Source organism: Stenotrophomonas sp. TWI377, assembly GCF_039674525.1.
In the GTDB taxonomy this organism is placed as follows: domain Bacteria; phylum Pseudomonadota; class Gammaproteobacteria; order Xanthomonadales; family Xanthomonadaceae; genus Stenotrophomonas.
Genome location: NZ_JBDJNT010000026.1, coordinates 19600 through 38462, shown reverse-complemented (window position 1 = coordinate 38462; position 18863 = coordinate 19600). Strand labels below are relative to the sequence as shown.

Here is an 18863-nt window from a genome sequence, read left to right as displayed (position 1 = left end):
GCCCGGCGGTGGCCGTCTCCCTCCCAGAGGGCCACCCGGGGGCCCCGGCCCCGCGCCCGCCACTACCGGTCTGGCAACACCCGCGCGATTACCTGTACGCGCCCGCCAATGCCTGCGCGGTGACCCGTACCGGCCGCGCGTGCTCATCCATGTGCAGGGTCACCGACTTGCCATCGGCCAGCGACGCGGCCACTGAGGCACTCGCGCCGAGGTCGTGCGCGATCTCGGCGCGGGTAACATCGTCATGCGGCAGCCGACGTTCCTTGCCCGTGAAGCGCATGCGGTTGTACTCGGCCCAGGCGATCAGCAGCGCCGCGCAGCAGAGCAGCATGACCGGCAGGGCGATCACCACGAACGGGTCGATCATCTGCTTCTGTTCGTACAGCTGCGTCCAGGCCATCTGCCCGCCCAGCAGCCAGGAAACCAACGTGACCAGCGGTGCCCACAGGTAGAAGTAGAACGCCCAGAAGGCGATGGTCACAAAGCCCCAGGCAGTACGCTGCAGGCGTGGCTGCTGGCGCGGTTTCTGGATCAGCCGCGAGTCGAAGCGGCGGGTGGATTTGACAGTGTTCATCGGATACCCCGGTCAGGACTGACCCAGACCGCGCGCTTGCCACGACGCTTGAAGATCGTCTTGGGGAACGCCACCAGGGTCGTGAACAGACTGATGAGCCAGTACGCCATCGGGTACCAGATCACCCAGAAGTAATTACGTCCAATATGCGTTTCGTAACGGCGGTCGATGATCAGGCTGCTGGCGAACTGCAGCAGGCAGACCAGCGCCAGGATCACGCCATGCCACTGCGGCAGCAGCGTGGCGATGTACAGCTCGGGCGGCAGTGTCATGAATTTGCCCAGTGCCCACAGCACGATGATGGCCAGCATCGTGTACGCCCACAGCACGCTGAGGATGTACTCCAGCAGCACGCCCCACATGCGGCGCTTGCGCCAATGGAACAGCGAGCCACCGTGCCGCAGCAGCACTTCCACGCCCCCTTGGGCCCAGCGCAGGCGCTGCCGCCACAGCCCCTTCAGCGTTTCCGGCATCAGGATGAAGCACAGCGCATTGGGCTCGTAGCGGATGTCCCAATGATCCATCTGCAGGCGCCAGCTGATGTCGATGTCCTCGGTGACCATGTCGTCGGACCAGTACCCGATCCGATGCAGCGCAGTACGGCGGAACGCGGCGATCACCCCGGAGATGGTGAAGATGCGCCCATACACCCGCTGCGCGCGCTTGATCATGCCGATGATCGAAGAGAACTCGGCGACCTGCAGCCGGCCCAGCAGGGTGGAACGGTTGCGGATGCGCGGGTTGCCGGTGACCGCGCCCACGCGCGGGCCCGAGGTGAGGTGCCAGACCATCCAGTGGGTGGCGTACTCCTCCAGCATCGCATCGCCATCGATGCACACCAGGAACTCCGAGCGTGCCGCCAGCGCGCCCATGCGCAGCGCATTGGCCTTGCCGAGGTTGCGGTCCAGATGCACCACGCGCAGGCGTGGGTGCAGGGCGGCCAGGGCATCCAGCCGTGCCCCGGTATCGTCGCTGCTGCCATCGTTGATGGCGATGACTTCGAAGTCCGGGTAGTTCTGCTTCAGCGCCGAACCGAGGGTGTCTTCCAGGTTCTCCGCTTCGTTGTGGCACGGGATCAGGATCGACGCGAACGGATACTCAGCCATCGGCGGCGGATCATCGCGGTCGCGTGCCTTGCGTTCGCGCCGGAAGAAGTAATACAGGCCGCCGGACATCCAGAAGAACGCCATCACCATCGGGTAGAAGAAGGCGAACTGGAACAAGGTGTAGAGAAGAGGATGCATGGCGACCTCACTTTTCCTCGTACGGGAAGCTGCGGGCCGACATGGCCGCGCGCGCGTCATACGTGGAGGGACGTCCGGCGATGAAGTCATCCGGATACCAGGCGAAATGACGCACGCCCTGCGCCTGTAGACGGCGGATCTGTGCGCGCAGGCGGTCGCCGGGGATCGGCTTGCCGGTGCGCCAGTCCAGCGTCTGCAGCTCGAACATCGTCTGCGACAACTGCGGATCGTGCTGCTTCACTGCCACCACCAGCCGGTCCAGCCAGCGTTCCGGGCTGCGGCTGCCTTCCATCCACGGCATCGCCATCAGGGCGGTGTGGTCGTAGGCCTTGTTGAACAGGTCCAGACGCTGGGCGAACCAGCTCGCGCTCTGCGGTTCCAGCACGGGCTGGGCATACAGGTTGCGCACGGTGCCCAGCTTCGGCCGCCAGCGCTGCGCCGCGGTGCGCAGCTCCAGGGTGAAGTCGATCAGCGCCTGGGTGCGTGCACCGTCATCGTCTTCGGGCGGCAACTGGGTCAGCTCGGTGTCGCGCAGGTAGGCGTCATCGTGGAAGAGCAGGCCCTCGAAGTACGCGTTGATCGCCAGGTCTTCGTAGATGTCATCGATGATCCTGCGGACCTGCGGCCGGGTGAAGTCCAGCCGGAAGATGCCGTCGCTTTCTGGGCTCTCGATGGCCAGCGCCTTGCGGATGGCCGGGTCCTTGAGCTCGTAGCCCAGCACCGGCAGCCACGCGAACACCTTCACCCCGGCGCGCGTCTTGAGCTGCCACGCCACCCGGTTGAACAGGTCCGCACGCATCGGCAGATGGCGGTTGGGGAAGTACAGCGCGTCGGCCGAGCCGTTGCCGTCCGGATCGGCGAAGGCCTGCAGGAAGACGTGGGTGGGGCCGATCTTCTTGACCCGCTCGATCAGCGCATCCAGGTTCTTGGCCAGCTGCACCGGGTCGGCATCGTAGACCGCATCCAGGTCGATCTGCAGCGCCCGCATGCCATCGCGCTCGACATCGCGGCGCAGCTCGTAGGCCAGCTGCACCACGGTCGGGTTGTTGGTCACCAGCAGGCGCGCCAGGCCGTGAAGATCACGCTTGACCGGCGTGCTGCGGCCTTCCAGATCGAACGAGACCGGCATGCCCAGCTGCTCGGCGATGTCGTTGCTCAGCGCGTTGTAGGCGGCGTACGGCCACACGATCGCCTTGGGGCTGACGCCGACATTGCGCTGGATGCGCTCCACGCTGCGGCCCAGATCGGCGCGCAGGCGGGCCTCGTACTCGCCTGCGGTTTCATAGGTCTTGCGGGCAGGATCGTAGATGCGCGTGATCACCGCCGGCGTCGAGTTGCCCTGTGGGTTGGACTGTACGCCGTGGTGCAGGTTGTCGGTATGGCTGGCCAGTTCGATCAGCCCGCTTTTCTGCATCTCACGCAGCTGCGCCCAGGTGAGGAAATCCTCGCGGGTGAACGGGCGGTAGCCGTAATCGATCTGGCGCCCGGCCGGCATATCCACGTAGTCGGTGATCACCGCCACCAGCGCCGGATAGTTGTAGGCGCGCAGCAACGGAAACACCTTGCTGTACACGCTGCGCAGGCCATCATCGAAGGTAAGCAGCACCGGCTTGGGCGGCAGCGGCGTGCCGCCCTGCGAGGCGGTGATCAGCTGCGACAGCGAGACCGGGTGATACCCGTGGGCCGACAGCCAGTCCAGATGCGCGGCGAAGTTCTGCGTGCTGACGGCATAGGCATCCGGGTCGCCGCGTTCGGCCACCTCGTCGCGGATGTCGTGGTAGCTGAGCACCAGCAGCCCGTTGTCGGCCGCATCAAGTACGGCCGGCGGTTGCTGTGCCTGGGCCGGCAGGACCACGGTGAGCAGGGCCAGCAACAGCCAGTGGGTCCAACGCTTCAAGTCCATGTGCCGCATGTCATTCTCCCCACCGCAGGCCGGCATCCAGGCCGATATGTCGTTCACGCTGTCCGTCATAGACCGGTAGCGACCAGCGGATGCCGTACTCGAAAATGCGGCCTTCGCCGAGCTGCCACTCGTGGCGGTACTCGGCCGAAGGCACGATCGCGCTGCCATAGCCCTGCTGCCAGTACTGCCCCACCGAGACCGTCAGGCGATGGCGGAAGTGGCGTTCGTAGTGACGCCACAGTTGTTGGTCCACGCGCAGCCCGATCTCCACCGAGTGGTCCTCGGATGGGTTGAAGTAGGGCACGTCGTCGCGGCTGCCGCGGCTGGCGTACAGGCTGCCCAGGCCATCCACGAACACGGTCGGCCGGGTCATCAGGCGTTGTTCGATGGCGGTGCTGACGGTATCGCGGCGATTACCGTCGTCGTAGCGGAACTGACTGGCGCCCAGGCTCCAGTGAGTACGTTCATCGCGGCGATAGTCGGCTGTCAGCGCAATGCTGTCGGCGGTGATGCCTGAGACGCGCGCCTGCATCGAGGCATCCGGGTCATTGCGTGCGGCGGTGATGCCGGCATGCCATTGATCGCTGAACTGCCAGCCGAACCCGGCACTGAGGCCGGTATCGCCGATGTGGTCGTTGGCGCGGTTGACGAAGGCTTCGGCATCGGCACGCCCGTAGCGGTAACGGGTGCCCACGCCGATCCGCAGCGGGTCGATGGTCTGGTCCTGGAAATCCACACTGCGCCGATCGGCGAACGCGACCAGGCGCCAGCGGTCGTCCAGCACCGGCGACTGCACTTCAACGCCGTAGCGGCCGTCATCGTTGCCCAGCGGTGATGCACCGCCACCGCCGGAGCTGCGTCCGCCTTCGGCGTAGGCATGCCACTGCCAGCCACGGTGCGCGCGCCAGCTGCGGTCCATGCGCTGCACGGAAGGCTGGTTGGGGTAGGCAGCGAGCAGCGTGTCGTGGATGGGGCGCGCGAGGTCATCGCGCTGCACCTGCACGTAGGCGTCGTACTGGCCCAGCCGCGCCGGTACGTCGCGCGGGTCCAGCGTGTTGGCCATGCTGTAGCGCTCCAGCGCCCGCCGTGGCCAGCCACGCATCAGGTAGATGTTGCCCAGCGAGGATTGCGAGCCGGTATTGCCTGGCCCGATCTCGACCATCTTCTCCAGATCGCGCTGCGCAGTGGGCAGGTCGCCACTGTAGGCACGCACCATGGCCAGGTTGAGGTCGGCCTCGTAGCGCGGCCAGTTCGGATAGGGTGCCTTGGCACCGTTGGCCCAGCGCCACGCGGGCTCATCGGCCTGCCACTTCTTCAGCAGGGCGATCGCGGTGTCCGCCTGCTCGTCCTCCAGATACGCATAGGCCAGTTCCGAACGCGCCTGCGGCAGCGACGGGTCAGCCTTGAGTGCGGCTTCCAGCACCGGGATCGCCTCGGCCGGATGCTGCGTGGCCATCAGCGAATCGCCGACGGCGGCCAGCAGATAGTTCGGCACCGGGTGGCCCTCGGCGAGCAGCGTGCGGTACTCCTCGCGAACCTGCGCATGGCGGCCCAGCCGGTTGAGCAGGATCAGCCGGTCATGGCGGATCCGCAGCGGCGCCTGCTGCACGGTGGTGCCATCGCGTTCGAGGTACTGCTGCATCTGCACCAGCGCGGCATCGGCTTCATCCAGGCGGGTGTCCTCGCTGGGGCCATACGCCAGGCTCCAGCCCACCAGCTTGGCCAGATAATTGCCTTCCAGCCGTTCTTTCTGTGCCGCATCGAACAGGGTGGGGCGCGCCAGGTACAGCTGCCAGGCGCGGTGCGCGTTGCCGATGTCCGCCAAGGTCAGCACCTGCAGGCGATACAGCAATGCGTCGTCGGGCGACTGCACCCGTGCCCGCTCGATCGCCGCCAGTGCATCCAGCCATTGGGCATGGTCCCGGAACTGGCCGATCTCGGCCAATGCGTTGTCCCGCGCAGTGGCTGCAGCCGCCGGAGCGGAAAAAGCGAGTGTCGCGCATGCCAGGCCGACGCAGAGCGCCAGCGGCCGATGGTCGTACATGGAACCCCCCTTGGAGCATCCTTTCAAAGGTGTGTTGCGTCAAAAGTGTGACGCACATCACATGCCAATCGTGCCTGACTGCGCAGTTGTTGCCAAATCGTTAAGACGCGGGTACGACCCATCAGCCCCCGGGTGGAACCCGGAGGGGAGGGGCAAGTCATTGAATCGCTACAGATTCAGGCCATGTCGCAGCCAAGGACGGCGCACTCCATCGCGATGAAGCTGTTCAGCCGGCTGGCGACGCCAGAGGCTCCGAACGCTGCCCGGTGCAGCCCACCGGGTCAGTTAGCGACACGCTACGTCAGCAGTTGCGCACAACGCGTGTAGATGGACGCGGCGGGGCGCCTACCACTGGTCTTCGAGCTTCTGCGGTTTGCAGGCGACCCACGAGGCGCACAACAGCACCACCGCGCACAGGACCAGGAAGCCGAACGGCAGGTGCCAGCCGCCGCTGACCGCGTGCAGCCAGCCGAACAGGAACGGGCCCAGGCAGCTGAAGGCATAGCCCACGCCCTGCATGAAGCCGGACAACGCGGCCGAACCGGCGGGGGTGCGGGTCCGCAGGTTGATCAGGGTCAGGGCCAGCGGGAACGTGGACGGCCCGATGCCGAGCAGCACCGCCCACAGCCACGGGGCCTTCATCGGGGCGAACAACAGGCCGGCGAAGGCGATCAGGAACGCGCTGAAGCCGATCAACACCAGCCCGAAGGGATTGCGCAGGCGCACGGCCAGGGCCGGCATGGTCAGCGATGGCAGCAGGCCGCAGGCCGCGAAGATCGCCACCATGATGCCGCCGAACGCCGGTGTTGCACCGGCCTCGACCACGATCCGCGGCAGCCAGGTGAACATCGAATAGGTCATCAACGAGGTCATGCCGAACATCAGGGTCATGCCCCACGCCAGCGGCGTCTTCCAGACCTTGCCGTGCGGCGCGCTGGAGGGATCGTTGGCGGCGCTGATCGTGTCCGGGTGCGGACGTGCGCGCGAGAGCATCAGCCACGGCAGTGCCGCAGCCAGCGACATCAGCGCCCAGATGCCCAGCGATACGCGCCAGCCCGCCTGCTGCGCGACCGGCACCGCCAACAGGGCCGGCATCATCGTGCCGATCTGCAGCACCGTGATGTAGAGCGTGCTCATGGTGCCCACGCGGTTGGCGAAGTAACGCTTCACCAGCGGTGGCACCACCACGTTGCCGATGCCCATACCCGCCAGCGCCACCACCGAGCCGAACAGCAGGCTGCCCACGCCGCCGGCCATCGAGCGCAGCAGCAGGCCCACGGTGGCCAGGCTCATCGCCAGCAGCGCGGTGCGCTCCAGGCCCACGCGACGCGCGACGGCCGGGGTGGTCACCCCGAACAACGCGAAGGCCGCCGTCGGCAGCATGCCGAATACGCCCGTCATGGTGGTGCCGAAGCCGAAGGTCTGGCCGAGCACATCCAGCAGCGGGGTCAGCGAGGTGACCGCGGTGCGCAGGTTCAACGCGGCCAGCAGGATCGCAGCGAAGGCGAGAAGGCGCCCGTGCAGCAGGGACTGGGACGGTGGGGTGGGGTGAGTCATCAGCATGTTTCCTGACAGGTGGCGCACCGCGGCCATGCGGGCGCGCGGGTGCAACGGCAGAGACCGGCCAGTGGCCGGCGTCTGCGGGGTAGGGGACTGGCCGCCGCCGAAGGCGGGGCCAGGACCGGCCATTGTACGGGTTAGACCCCGGCAGGTCGCGCGGGGTGGGGCGCGGTGGTGCGGCTCGGAGGCGAGGGGACCGGCCGCGGGCACGATGCCCCGCCGCGCGCCGTGCTACGTGTGAAAACGCCTTCACAACAAGGGCCGCGCGGTCCCCTTCCATGTGCGCTGCGTCAAAAAAATGACTATTTAGGAAAATTCCTACAAGCGAGCGGGTGGTTGTCTTACCGGAAGGGTGGGGTTTTTGACGGTTCTCATGTCGCGAATAGCTCTTAAATTGGCGGGCCTCCATAGGGGCGGTCTATAGCGAACGATGGTTCGTGCCAGCCCACGTTCGAGATCCTGCATGCCAAACACCGTACTACCCACCCCGGCTCGCGCCGGTTCCCATGGCGCTTCCCGGCGCACCCTCCTTCTGGCCCCGCTGGCGGCCGCGCTGGCCCTGGTCTATCTGCCGGCCAGTGCCCAGCAGCTGCCCGCCCCGGATCAGGAGCTGCTCCGCCAGCAGGAGCGCGAACGCGCCCTGCGCGAGCAGCTTGAAACCCGGCCCGATGCACGTCTGCAGGACGCGCCGGTGGCCGCACCGGAGCGGCTGCCCCAGGACGAAGCACCCTGCTTCGTGATCGACCGCATCACCCTGGAGGGCGAGCAGGCCGACCGTTTCCAGTGGGCGTTGCCCGCAGCCAACGTCAAAGGCGATCCGGCGCTCGGCCGCTGCCTGGGCACCGCCGGTATCAACGTGGTGATGTCGCGGGTACAGAACGCGATCGTCGAGCGCGGCTTCGTCACCACGCGCGTGTTGGCCCAGCCGCAGGACCTCACCACCGGCACCCTGGCACTGACCGTGGTGCCCGGCACGCTCCGCCAGATCCGTTTCGCCGAGGGCACCCATCGTGACGCCACCCTGTGGAACGCGATCCCGGCACGCAGTGGCGACCTGCTCAACCTGCGCGATATCGAACAGGGGCTGGAGAATTTCAAGCGCGTGCCGACCGCCGAGGCCGACATCCAGATCAGCCCGGCCGAAGGTGACGACGCCGCACCTGGCCAGAGTGACCTGGTGGTGCAGTGGTCGCAGCAGCGGCTGGTCCGTTTCAACCTCAGCCTGGACGATTCCGGCAGCAAGGCCACCGGCAAGACCCAGGCCGGTGCGACGATGTCGCTGGACCACGCGCTGCGCCAGAACGACCTGTTCTACGTCAACCTCAACCACGACGTGTTCAGTGGCGGCAAGCGCGGTACCAAGGGCTTCACCTTCCACTACTCGATTCCCGTCGGCTACTGGCTGTTCGGCGCGACGCGCAGTGGCTACGAGTACGAGCAGACCGTGGCCGGCAACCAGCAGTCGTATCTCTACAGCGGCGAGAGTTACAACGCCGAAGTGCGCGCCACGCGCCTGCTGTTCCGCAATGCGGACAGCAAGACCAGCATGTACCTGCGTGCGTGGGAGCGCGATTCGCGCAACTTCATCGACGACACCGAAATCCTGGTCCAGCGCCGGCGCATGGGCGGCTGGGAGCTCGGCCTGAACCACCGTCATTTCATCGGCCAGGCCACGCTCGATGGCACCGTCGGCTTCCGCCGCGGCACCGGGGCGTTCGGTTCGATCGCAGCGCCCGAGGAGCTGTTCGGTGAAGCCACCTCGCACCCGAAGATCTACTTCGCCGACGCACAGCTGAGCGTCCCGTTCCAGCTCGGCCAGCAGCGCCTGCGTTACACCGGCAGCTGGCGAGCGCAATGGAACCGTGGCGGGCTGGTGCCGCAGGACCGCTTCGCGATCGGCGGGCGCTACACCGTGCGCGGCTTCGATGGCGAGATGTCCTTGATGGGTGAGCGCGGCTGGCTCATCCGCAACGACATCGGCCTGGCCCTGGGCGGCGGGCAGGAATTCTACGTTGGCGCCGATTACGGCCATGTCGGCGGCAGCGCCACGCAATGGCAGGTAGGCAATGACCTGGCGGGCAGCGTGATCGGCCTGCGCGGGTCGTATCGCGGCCTGTACTGGGACGGCTTCGTCGGCGCCCCGTTGAACAAGCCCTCTGGATTCCAGAACGCCTATACCGTCACCGGATTCACCCTGAGCTGGTCGTTCTGATTTCAGTGCGGGCGCGTTCGCGCCGCACCGACCGCACGCACACAAAGGAATTGTCATGAACAAGCATCTGTACCGCCTCGTGTTCAACCACGCCCTCATGCTCTGGCAGGTCGCCGCGGAAATCACGCCGCGCCCCGGCGGCGCCGGTACCGGGCAGGATGGCGATCGCACGGCGGCACTGCGCCCGATGGCGTTCGCGCTGTGGGTGATGCTGGGCTGGGTCGGCGTGAGCGGCCTGGCCGCGGCGCAGGTGGTGGCCGATCCGAATGCGCCCGGCAACCAGCGCCCGACCGTGCTGGAGACCGCCAACGGCACGCCGCAGATCAACATCCAGACCCCGAGTGCGGCCGGTGTCTCGCGCAATACCTACCAGCGCTTCGATGTCGACCAGCAGGGCGTTATCCTCAACAATTCGCGCGGCAACACGCAGTCCCAGCTCGGCGGTTGGGTGCAGGGCAATCCGTGGCTGGCCGGCGGCACTGCGCGGGTGATCCTCAACGAGGTCAATGGCGCGAACCCGAGCCAGCTGCGCGGCTACGTGGAAGTGGCCGGCGACCGCGCGCAGGTGGTGATCGCCAACCCCGCTGGTATCGATTGCGACGGCTGCGGCTTCATCAACGCCAACCGCATCACCCTGACCACCGGCACCCCGATGTTCAACGGCGGCGCGCTGGAGGGATACCGCGTGCAAGGCGGTGCGATCCATATCTTCGGCGCCGGCATGGATGCCAGCCGGGTCGACTACACCGATCTGATCGCGCGCTCGGTGCAGCTCAACGCGGGCCTGTGGGCACAGCAGCTGCAGGTCACCACCGGCGCCAATACGGTGAGCGCCGATCTGAGCCGTGTGCAGGCGCAGGCCGCCGAAGGCAATGCGCCGCAGTACGCGCTCGATGTGGCCCAGCTGGGCGGCATGTACGCCAACAAGATCCTGCTCATGGGCACCGAGCACGGCGTGGGCGTGCGCAATGCGGGCAACCTCGGGGCGCAGACCGGGGAGCTGGTCGTGACTGTCGATGGCCGGCTGGAAAACACCGGCAAACTGCAGGCGCGCGACGATACGCGCATCGCTGCCACCGGCGGTGTACGCAACGAAGGGCTGGTCAGCGCCGGGCGTGAACTGAACCTGCGCACCGGCCAGGACGTGGACAACAGCGGCGGCCAGCTCAACGGCACCCGCCTGGATGTGGAGGCCGCCTCGCTGGCCAACCGCGACGGGCGCATCGAACAGGCGGGCGTGCAGGCACTGGCGGTACAGAGCGCGCGGCTGCAGAACCGTGACAAGGGCAGTATCGGGGCGCTGGCCCAACAGGACGGCACCGCGCCGACCACGCCGGGCGAAGGGGCGGGCCCGGGCGGCCCCGGCACGCCCGGGACCGGCACGGGGGGCACCGACGGCGGCACGCCCGTCATCACTCCACCGACGACCGCGCCGCTCGCGCAGGGCCGCGTGGTGATCGCGGGACTGCTCGACAATGATGGCGGCGCCGTGCTGGCCGGGGGCGACATCGACCTGCGTGCCAGCGACCTGGACAACGACGGCGGTCGCCTCGGGGTGCGCGATCTGGCCGTGGAGGGTGGCACGCTCTCCAACCGGCAGGGCGAGCTGACCACGCAGCGTGACCTGCGCGTGCAGGGCGAGGCACTGCGCAACGACACTGGGGTGCTGAATGTCGGCGGTGCGCTTGATGTGCGCGCGGCGCAGCTGTCCAACCACGGCGGCAGGATCGCCCACAGCGGCAGCGCGCCGGCCCAGCTGCAGGTGGCAGGCACGCTCGACAACACCGGCGGCAGTCTTGCCAGCAACGCGGCATCGCTGGCGCTGGCCAGCGCGGTGCTGGTCAACACCGATGGCGCGCTGCTGCACGCCGGCAGCGATGGGCTGCAGCTCACCACCGGCACGCTGGAGGGCCAGCGCGGCGAGATCGCCACCGCCGGTACGCTCACTCTGCGCGCCGGCCAGGTCGATCATCGCCAGGCCGATCTGCAGGCGGGCACGCTCGACCTCCAGGTGGATACGATGGACAACCGCGGTAGCCAAGTGCTGGCCACCGGCAACCAGGCCAACCGGATCGAGGCGGCAACCGCGCTCGACAACAGTGGCGGCACGCTCGCCAGCAACGGTGACCTGACGATCGCCACAGCGCTGTTGAACAACGCGGGCGGGCAGGTGCAGCAGGCCGGCAGCGGGCGGCTGGACATCAACGCGGCGACGCTGGCCGGCGCGGGCGGCAAGCTGCTCAGCAATGGCGCCCTGCACCTGCAGGGCCAGAACCTCGATGTCTCCGGTGGTGTGACGTCCGCCGTCCGCATGGAGATCGATGCGGGCCAATTGGACAACCGCCGTGGCGAACTGATCGCCACCGGTTCCGACGCGCTGGGCCTGCGCGTGGCCAACGCGCTGTACAACGACACTGGCAGCATCGTCGGCAACGGCGCGCTGGCCGTGCAGGCAGGCAACCTTTCCAACCGCGACGGCAAGATTCTGGCAGCAGGTGATGCGGCCTCCGCGCTGCAGGTGACCGGCACGATCGACAACCAGCGCGGCACGCTGGCCAGCGCGGGCGATCTGGACCTGCAGGCAGGCCAGCTGGACAACCAGGCCGGTACCGTCCAGGCGGCGGGCGACAGTGCGCTTCAACTCGGCGTGGGTAGCCTGCTCGACAACCGCCAGGGCGGCCTGATCGCCTCCGGTGGCGCGCAGCAGCTGCGTGCGGGCAGCGTCGACAACCGCGGCGGTACGGTCAACGCGGGCGACATGCTCGACGTGGAGATCGCGCAGACCCTGGACAACAGTGCCGGCACGATCGCCGCCAATGATGCGCTGCGCGTGCAGGCCGGCCGCATCGTCAACCGCGATGCCGGCACGCTGGCGTCGGTCGAGGGCGATGTCACCCTCGCCAGCGCGACGGACATCGACAACAGCGCCGGCGTGATCCAGGCCGAGCGTGCGCTGTCGGTGACCAGCCAAGGGCTGACCAACGTGCGTGGCACGCTGGCCGGCGCCTCCGTCGCCTTGGATACGCGTCTGGGCGGCGTGGACAACAGTGAAGGCATCATCGCCGCCACCGCCGGCACCCTGGATCTCCGCAGTGGTGCGCTGGATAACCGCGCGGGCCTGCTGCAGTCCAGTGGTGGGATGAGCATCGATACGCACGGCCAGCGGCTGGGCAATACCGACGCGGGCGCGCGTGGCGGCATCGTCAGCGGTGCCGGGCTGACCCTGCGTGCCGGTGGACTGGACAACCGTGCCGGCCTTGTCCAGGCGCAGACGGCGCTGGACGCGCGGCTGGCCTCGCTGGACAACCGCAGCGGCGGGCAGGTCGGCAGCGGCTCCTCGCTGCTGCTGCAGGCGCAGCACCTGGATAACAGCGGCGGCCGCCTGCAGGCTGCCCAGAATCTGACCCTCGCTCTGAGCGGTGAGCTGGTCAACCAGGCCGGGCTGGCCGTGGCCGGTGGCGATCTGGTCGCCCATGCCGCGCGCATCGACAACCGCGCCACGAGCGGCGGCGGCACCGCGCTCGGCCTGCAGGGTCGCAACGTGGACCTCACCGCCGCGCAGATCGACAACAGCAGCGGCATGATCGCTGCCGACCAGCGCATCGCGCTGCAGGCGACCGATGCACTGTTCAACCAGCAAGGCCTGGTGTCCTCGGCGGGTAGTCTGGACGTGCGCGCCGGCCAGGTCGGCAACACCGACGGCACGCTGCTGTCCGCGGGCAACCAGACGCTGCATGCCAACGCACTCAATGGCACCGGCCGGGTGTTGTCGCAGGGCGATCTGGTGCTGGCCTTGCAGCAGGATTACCGCAACGATGGCCAGATCACCGCCAATGGCAAGGCCACGGTCTCCACGCAGGGGCTGTGGACCAATGCAGGCAAAGTGCAGGCCGGCGATCTGGACCTGCATGCACGCCAGATCGACAACCTCGCCACCGGCGAGATCAGCGGCCTCCGCACCCAGGTGCGCGCCGATGGCGTGCTTGGCAACCGGGGGCTGATCGACGGCGTGGATACCCGCATCGATGCCGATGTGATCCTCAATGTTGGCACCGGCCGCATCTATGGCGACCGCCTGTCGATCGGTGCCACGACCCTGGTCAACAGTGATGAAACGCTGGAGGGCGTCACCCGCGCGGCCACCATTGCTGCGCGTGAGCGCCTGGACATCGGCGCCGGCACCGTGGTCAACCGCGAGCAGGCGCTGATCTTCAGTGCTGGCGGTGGCGAGAGCGCACTCAACATCGGCGGTGCGCTGGATGCGCAGGGCCATGCAGTCGGTCGCGCCGGCTCGGTGCACAACGCCAGCGCGACCATCGAGTCGCTGGGTGGCTTGAGTATCGATGCCACGCGCCTGCTCAACAGCAACGAGCATTTCGCCACCACCGAAGTGATGGTGGTGGGCCCGACCAAGAAGCTGTACATCCAGCCCAAGGGCACGCCCGGCATGCATGATGCCAGCGAGTTCACCTGGTCCAGCTGGAGCCGTGCCGGCAAGTACTGGTGGAAGAACGGCAGCGGCGACGTCAAGGATTGGACGCAGTACGACGTCACCCACACCGAGTACGAAACCCAGGTCACCTCCAGCGCGCCGGGTCGCATCATTTCCGGCGGTAACATGACGCTGCGTGGCGATGAGCTGATCAACGACAAGAGCCAGATCCTGGCTGGCGGCGCGTTGCTGGGCGATCTCGGCAACCTGCGCAACATCGATGCATTCGGCGAGTACCGCGTGCACGAGGAAGGCACCAGCCAATACACCTACAGCCGCTGGCGCGGTGGTTTCAAGCGCTATCACGAGCGCAAGTGGGACCGGAAGATCGCCTATCGCCCGGCCGATGAAGTGCGCACCATCAATCTGGGCGTGACCCGCACCGAACAGAACACGCGCGATGGTGGCAGCGGCTACCAGGTGGGCGGGGTCAGTACCGGTACCGTCGGTGGGCAGGTCGGCGGCGCAGCCGACGCCGGCGCCATCGGTGGACAGCGCCAGGTGACCGAAGTCAGCGCCAGCGTCGCCTCGCTGGCCGGTCCCGGCAGCACGGCGGGCACCGGTGCACAGGGCGCGGCGGGCAACCAGCCGACCGTGATCCGCACCATCGGCGTGGATGCCGAACTGCCGCAGACCAGCCTGTTCCAGAGCGGGCCGAATGCCGGCCAATACCTGGTCGAAACCGATCCGCGTTTTGCCGATTACCGCAACTGGCTCGGTTCGGAGTACCTGCTGCAGAAGATGGGCGTGGACCCGGCCAACGTGCAGAAGCGGTTGGGCGATGGGTTCTACGAACAGAAGCTGGTCCGCGATCAGGTCGCCCAGCTCACCGGCCGCCGCTTCCTGGATGGCTATGCCGACGACGAAGCGCAATACCGCGCGCTGCTCGACAACGCGGCCACCATCGCCGACGCATGGGGCCTGCGCCCCGGCGTGGCGCTGACCCCGGCACAGATGGCCCAGCTCACCAGCGACATCGTCTGGCTGGTCGAGCAGCGCGTGACCCTGGCCGATGGCAGCACCACCACCGCACTGGTTCCGCAGGTGTACGTTCGCGTGCGCCCCGGTGATATCGACGGCACCGGCACGCTGCTGGCCGGCCGCTCGGTGGAGCTGAACCTGCGCGGCGACCTGGTCAACAGCGGGACCATCGCCGGCCGTACCGCGGTGAAGATTGACGCGCAGAACCTGCGCAACCTGGACGGCCGCATCAGCGGTGACACGGTCAGTGCCAACGCGCGTACCGATCTGGACAACCTCGGCGGCCTGATCGATGCGCGCAGCGTGCTGGTCGCCAGCGCCGGCCGTGATCTGAACCTGGTCACCACCACCCGCAGCGGTCAGAACACCGCGGGGTTGAGCGACTTCAGCCGGACCAACATCGACCGCGTGGCCGGGTTGTTCGTGAGTGAGGCTGGGGGCACGCTGCTGGCGAGCGCGGTGCGTGATGTTCGTCTTGACGGAGCCGAGATCGTCAACGCGGGCTCCGGTGGGCAAACCGTGATCGCCGCCGGCCGCGACCTGTCACTGGGCACCGTACGGGAGGCGCGGCAGGAGAACAACGTGCGCAATGCCGACAACTATCTGCGCAGCGGGTACAGCCGTGGCGTTGGTACCAATGTCCGGACTGTCGGCGATGTCCAGCTGCAGGCAGGTCGGGACATGGAGTTGCAGGCAGCGACGGTCAACAGCGCCGAGGGTGCCCTGGTCGCGGTGGCGACCGGCAACCTCAACATCGGGGTGTCCGAAGATAGTTACAACTGGAGCGAGGGTCGAAAGCACCGGCATAGCGGCCTGCTCAACACCACGACCCGCACCACCCGCGACAGCCTCGATGAAACCGTTGCCCAGGCCAGCACGGTTGGCGGGAACACAGTGGCCATCCAAGGACGCAACGTCACCATCACCGGCAGCGATGTGATCTCCGATGTCGGCACCACGATTGCCGCCGACCAGGATCTGGTGATCCAGGCCGCTCGCGAATCGGCGACGGAAAGCCACTTCAAGAAGAAGGAGCAGAGTGGCCTGATCTACAACGGTGGCGCTGCGATCACGGCCGGCACGCAGATGCAGAGCGACGACAACAAGGCCACGCGCAACACCGCGGCGGGGTCGACCGTCGGCTCGCTCGCAGGCGATGTCGTGCTGCTGGCGGGCGGGGCGTATCGCCAGATTGGCAGTGACGTCCTCGCGCCGGAGGGCGATGTGGACATCCACGCGCGTGAGGTCGCGATTCTGGAGGCCCGCGAAACGCAGACGACGGCGCAGGAGAGCAAGTTCAGGCAGGCCGGTCTCACTGTTGCGGTCACTGCGCCGGTGATCACTGCACTGCAGACCGCCGGCAACATGGCAAGTGCGACCAGCAAGACCTCTGACTGGCGTAAGCAGGCGATGGGTGCTGCAACAGCAGCGGGTGCGGTGAAGGAAGGCGTCGATGCGGTCGGCGCGGATCCAGGCGCGGCTGGCGGGTTGAACATTTCCATCACCGTGGGGGCCAGCAAGAGCGACAGCCGGACGACAACGCAGAGCGACACGGCGGCAGCGTCATCGATCCGGGCCGGCGGCGACGTCCGGATCAGTGCCACGGGCGCTGGCAACGCGTCGGATATCACGATTCAGGGCAGTGACGTAACGGCAGACGGCAACATCCGCCTCAAGGCGGACGGAGACGTCGCGCTTCTTGCGTCCCGTGACGTGATCGAGATGGAGCGCAAGAGCAGCAGCGCCAGTGGCGGCGTAGGCGTGGCCATCGCTGTGGGCTCGGGCGGTGCCAGTGCCGGCATCACGGCCAATGCCAGTGCTTCGCGGGGCAGCGGCAAGGGCGAGGACGTCTACTGGAACACGACGCACCTGACTGCAGGAGAGTCGTTGGTCATCGAATCGGGCGGCGACACCACGCTGCGTGGCGCGGTAGTTTCAGGTGAGCAGGTGGCAATGAACGTCGGTGGCAACCTGGCGGTGGAGAGTCTGCAGGATACCCACAGCTTCCACAGCAAGGACAGAACCGTCGGGGGCAGCGTCACTTTCGGTGCGGGTTTCAGTGGCAGTGCCTACATGCTCAACCAGAAGAGCGACAGTGAATTTGCCAGTGTCACCGAGCAGTCGGCCATTCGTGCGGGTGACGGCGGCTTCCAGATCAATGTGGATGGGACGACACAGCTTGTCGGTGGTGCGATCAGCTCCAGCGATGCAGCAATTGATGCCGGCAGGAATCGACTTCAGACAGCTGCACTGGTGGTCAGCGACATAGAGAACGCTTCGAGCGCGAAGGCCAGTAGCGGCGGAATCGGTGTCACCGATGAAACCTTCTCCGGCTTGTACGGCGCCACCAAGACGATCATCGGCAACAAGCTGATCCATGGCGACGCCAGTGACGGCTCGCAGGGGACAACCCGTGCGGCGATCAGCGATGGCGCTGTGTTGATCACGGATGATGAGCTCCAGCGCGCGCTGACTGGCAAGGGGGCAGAAGAACAGGTGGCCGGGCTGAATCGCGACACGCTGAACGCCCATCAATCTGCCGCGCTGATCGATCTTGAGCGTCTCGAAGAGCGTGCCGCTGCGGAGCACGCGATCACCGGCGAAGCCTTCCGCCAAGGCACTGCCTGGACGACGGATCTGGTGCATAAAGCAGCGACGGAGCAAAGTCGCATTGTCCTGCAGACCTGTGAAGCGGGCGGGACCAACTGCCGTCAGACCGAACTGGCGTTGGAGGATGTCCAGGCCATTGACGGCAAGCTGTACATCTTCAACAACGGCATTTTCAACGCTGAGCCCTACGCGCTTGCCACAGGCGCGAAGCAGAACACCAATGAAGCCAACGCGTCCGGGGTGTATTACATCCTGAACCCTTACACCGGCAACAAGGTGGCCGAAGGGCTGTATGCGATGTACGACAAAGCCAATGGCATCCTGGGCAGCCTTACGGGCGTCATGCTGCCTGTGACGGCCGCATCGCAGGCCAACATTGCGCTGTTGGAGCGTGCCAGGGAGGAGGGATGGGAGTTCAATGCCGTCAATCACAGCCGCGGCAGCATGACCTTCACCAATGCGATGTTGCAGCTTCGAGGCGACGACCAGAAGATGTTCCCCATCGGCTACATCCTCTACAACGGGGCTGCAGCCAATGCACAACAAGCGCTGGGGTTGGTCGGATTGATTGGTGACGCCAGGGGAGAGGTATGGCAGAACACTCATCCGACGGACATCGTAGGCAGCTGGCGCGTCATTCTTGGCGGAAACCCGGCGACCTCCGAGAAGAATCAGGGCAGCTTCCCGGGGTCGCACAGTGCCTACGTGGGTTACCTGCCCGCGGACGGTACGGAGCTGCGGTCCATCACGGACAAGGTGTGGGGCATCGGTAAGATCAATCAACCTGTCAGGCAGGTCCCCAAACGTGAGGCTGAAAAACGATGATCAGGAAGTACACCTCGATGCTGGCGGCGGCCGCGCTTATCACTGTTGCCGGATGTGCCACGGCACCTGCGGCGCCGGGCCGGGTGGCCACAACGGACATTGGACCCGTTCCGGCCGGTTCCGTTCGCGTCATGCCCACCAAACAGCATTGGCGTAAGGCAGGTGCCAGCAAAGCCGACGCGGACCAGGCTCGGCAGCAATGCAGTCAGGAATTGCGGAACAATGAAGAGTACGCCGGGCTGCTGAAGGAGAGCTCGGTGATTACCAAGATCTGGCACGCTGATCGTACCGCTGCGCAGAAAAAGCGGCGCAAGGAAATTGGTACGCGGCTGAGTCAGCTGAGTGATGCGTGCATGACCGGGAAAGGATTCGAGTTCGTGCCTGGTGGGTTCCCGGTGGACTGAGTGCGGTGACCAGG

Annotated in this window: 8 protein-coding genes; 3 read left to right on the top strand and 5 right to left on the bottom strand. The window is 66.8% G+C overall.

The features are described from left to right. Positions 1–88 precede the first annotated feature (88 nt). From pgaD to ABE546_RS17085, 5 genes are all read right to left on the bottom strand, one after another. Positions 89–574 (bottom strand): poly-beta-1,6-N-acetyl-D-glucosamine biosynthesis protein PgaD, encoded by a 486-nt coding sequence (pgaD, locus tag ABE546_RS17105; protein WP_313218891.1) that lies wholly within the window; start codon positions 572–574, stop codon positions 89–91. Further along, complete coding sequence (pgaC, locus tag ABE546_RS17100) at positions 571–1818, bottom strand: poly-beta-1,6-N-acetyl-D-glucosamine synthase (RefSeq protein ID WP_313212276.1); 1248 nt, start codon at positions 1816–1818, stop codon at positions 571–573. The genes pgaD and pgaC overlap by 4 nt, the downstream gene beginning before the upstream one ends. Before the next feature lie 7 nt (positions 1819–1825). Next, positions 1826–3721, bottom strand: a complete 1896-nt coding sequence (pgaB, locus tag ABE546_RS17095; protein WP_313212275.1) for a poly-beta-1,6-N-acetyl-D-glucosamine N-deacetylase PgaB — start codon at positions 3719–3721, stop codon at positions 1826–1828. Between the two features lie 10 nt (positions 3722–3731). Next, positions 3732–5765, bottom strand: a complete 2034-nt coding sequence (gene pgaA / locus ABE546_RS17090) for a poly-beta-1,6 N-acetyl-D-glucosamine export porin PgaA (protein WP_346464559.1) — start codon at positions 5763–5765, stop codon at positions 3732–3734. Positions 5766–6110: 345 nt separating this feature from the next. Next, complete coding sequence (locus tag ABE546_RS17085) at positions 6111–7322, bottom strand: MFS transporter (RefSeq protein ID WP_346464558.1); 1212 nt, start codon at positions 7320–7322, stop codon at positions 6111–6113. Between the two features lie 466 nt (positions 7323–7788). Here ABE546_RS17085 and ABE546_RS17080 point away from each other — a divergent pair, with 466 nt between their 5' ends. Genes ABE546_RS17080 through ABE546_RS17070 form a run of 3 tightly spaced genes read left to right on the top strand, consistent with a single transcriptional unit; the run spans position 7789 to position 18849 of the window. Then, positions 7789–9537, top strand: coding sequence for a ShlB/FhaC/HecB family hemolysin secretion/activation protein (locus ABE546_RS17080; protein ID WP_346464557.1), 1749 nt, complete (start codon positions 7789–7791; stop codon positions 9535–9537). A 55-nt stretch (positions 9538–9592) separates the two neighbouring features. Then, entirely contained in the window at positions 9593–18445 is an 8853-nt protein-coding gene (locus ABE546_RS17075) for a hemagglutinin repeat-containing protein (RefSeq protein WP_346464556.1), read from the top strand. Continuing rightward, positions 18442–18849 (top strand): hypothetical protein, encoded by a 408-nt coding sequence (locus ABE546_RS17070; protein ID WP_019182850.1) that lies wholly within the window; start codon positions 18442–18444, stop codon positions 18847–18849. The genes ABE546_RS17075 and ABE546_RS17070 overlap by 4 nt, the downstream gene beginning before the upstream one ends. The last annotated feature ends 14 nt before the right edge of the window (positions 18850–18863 follow it).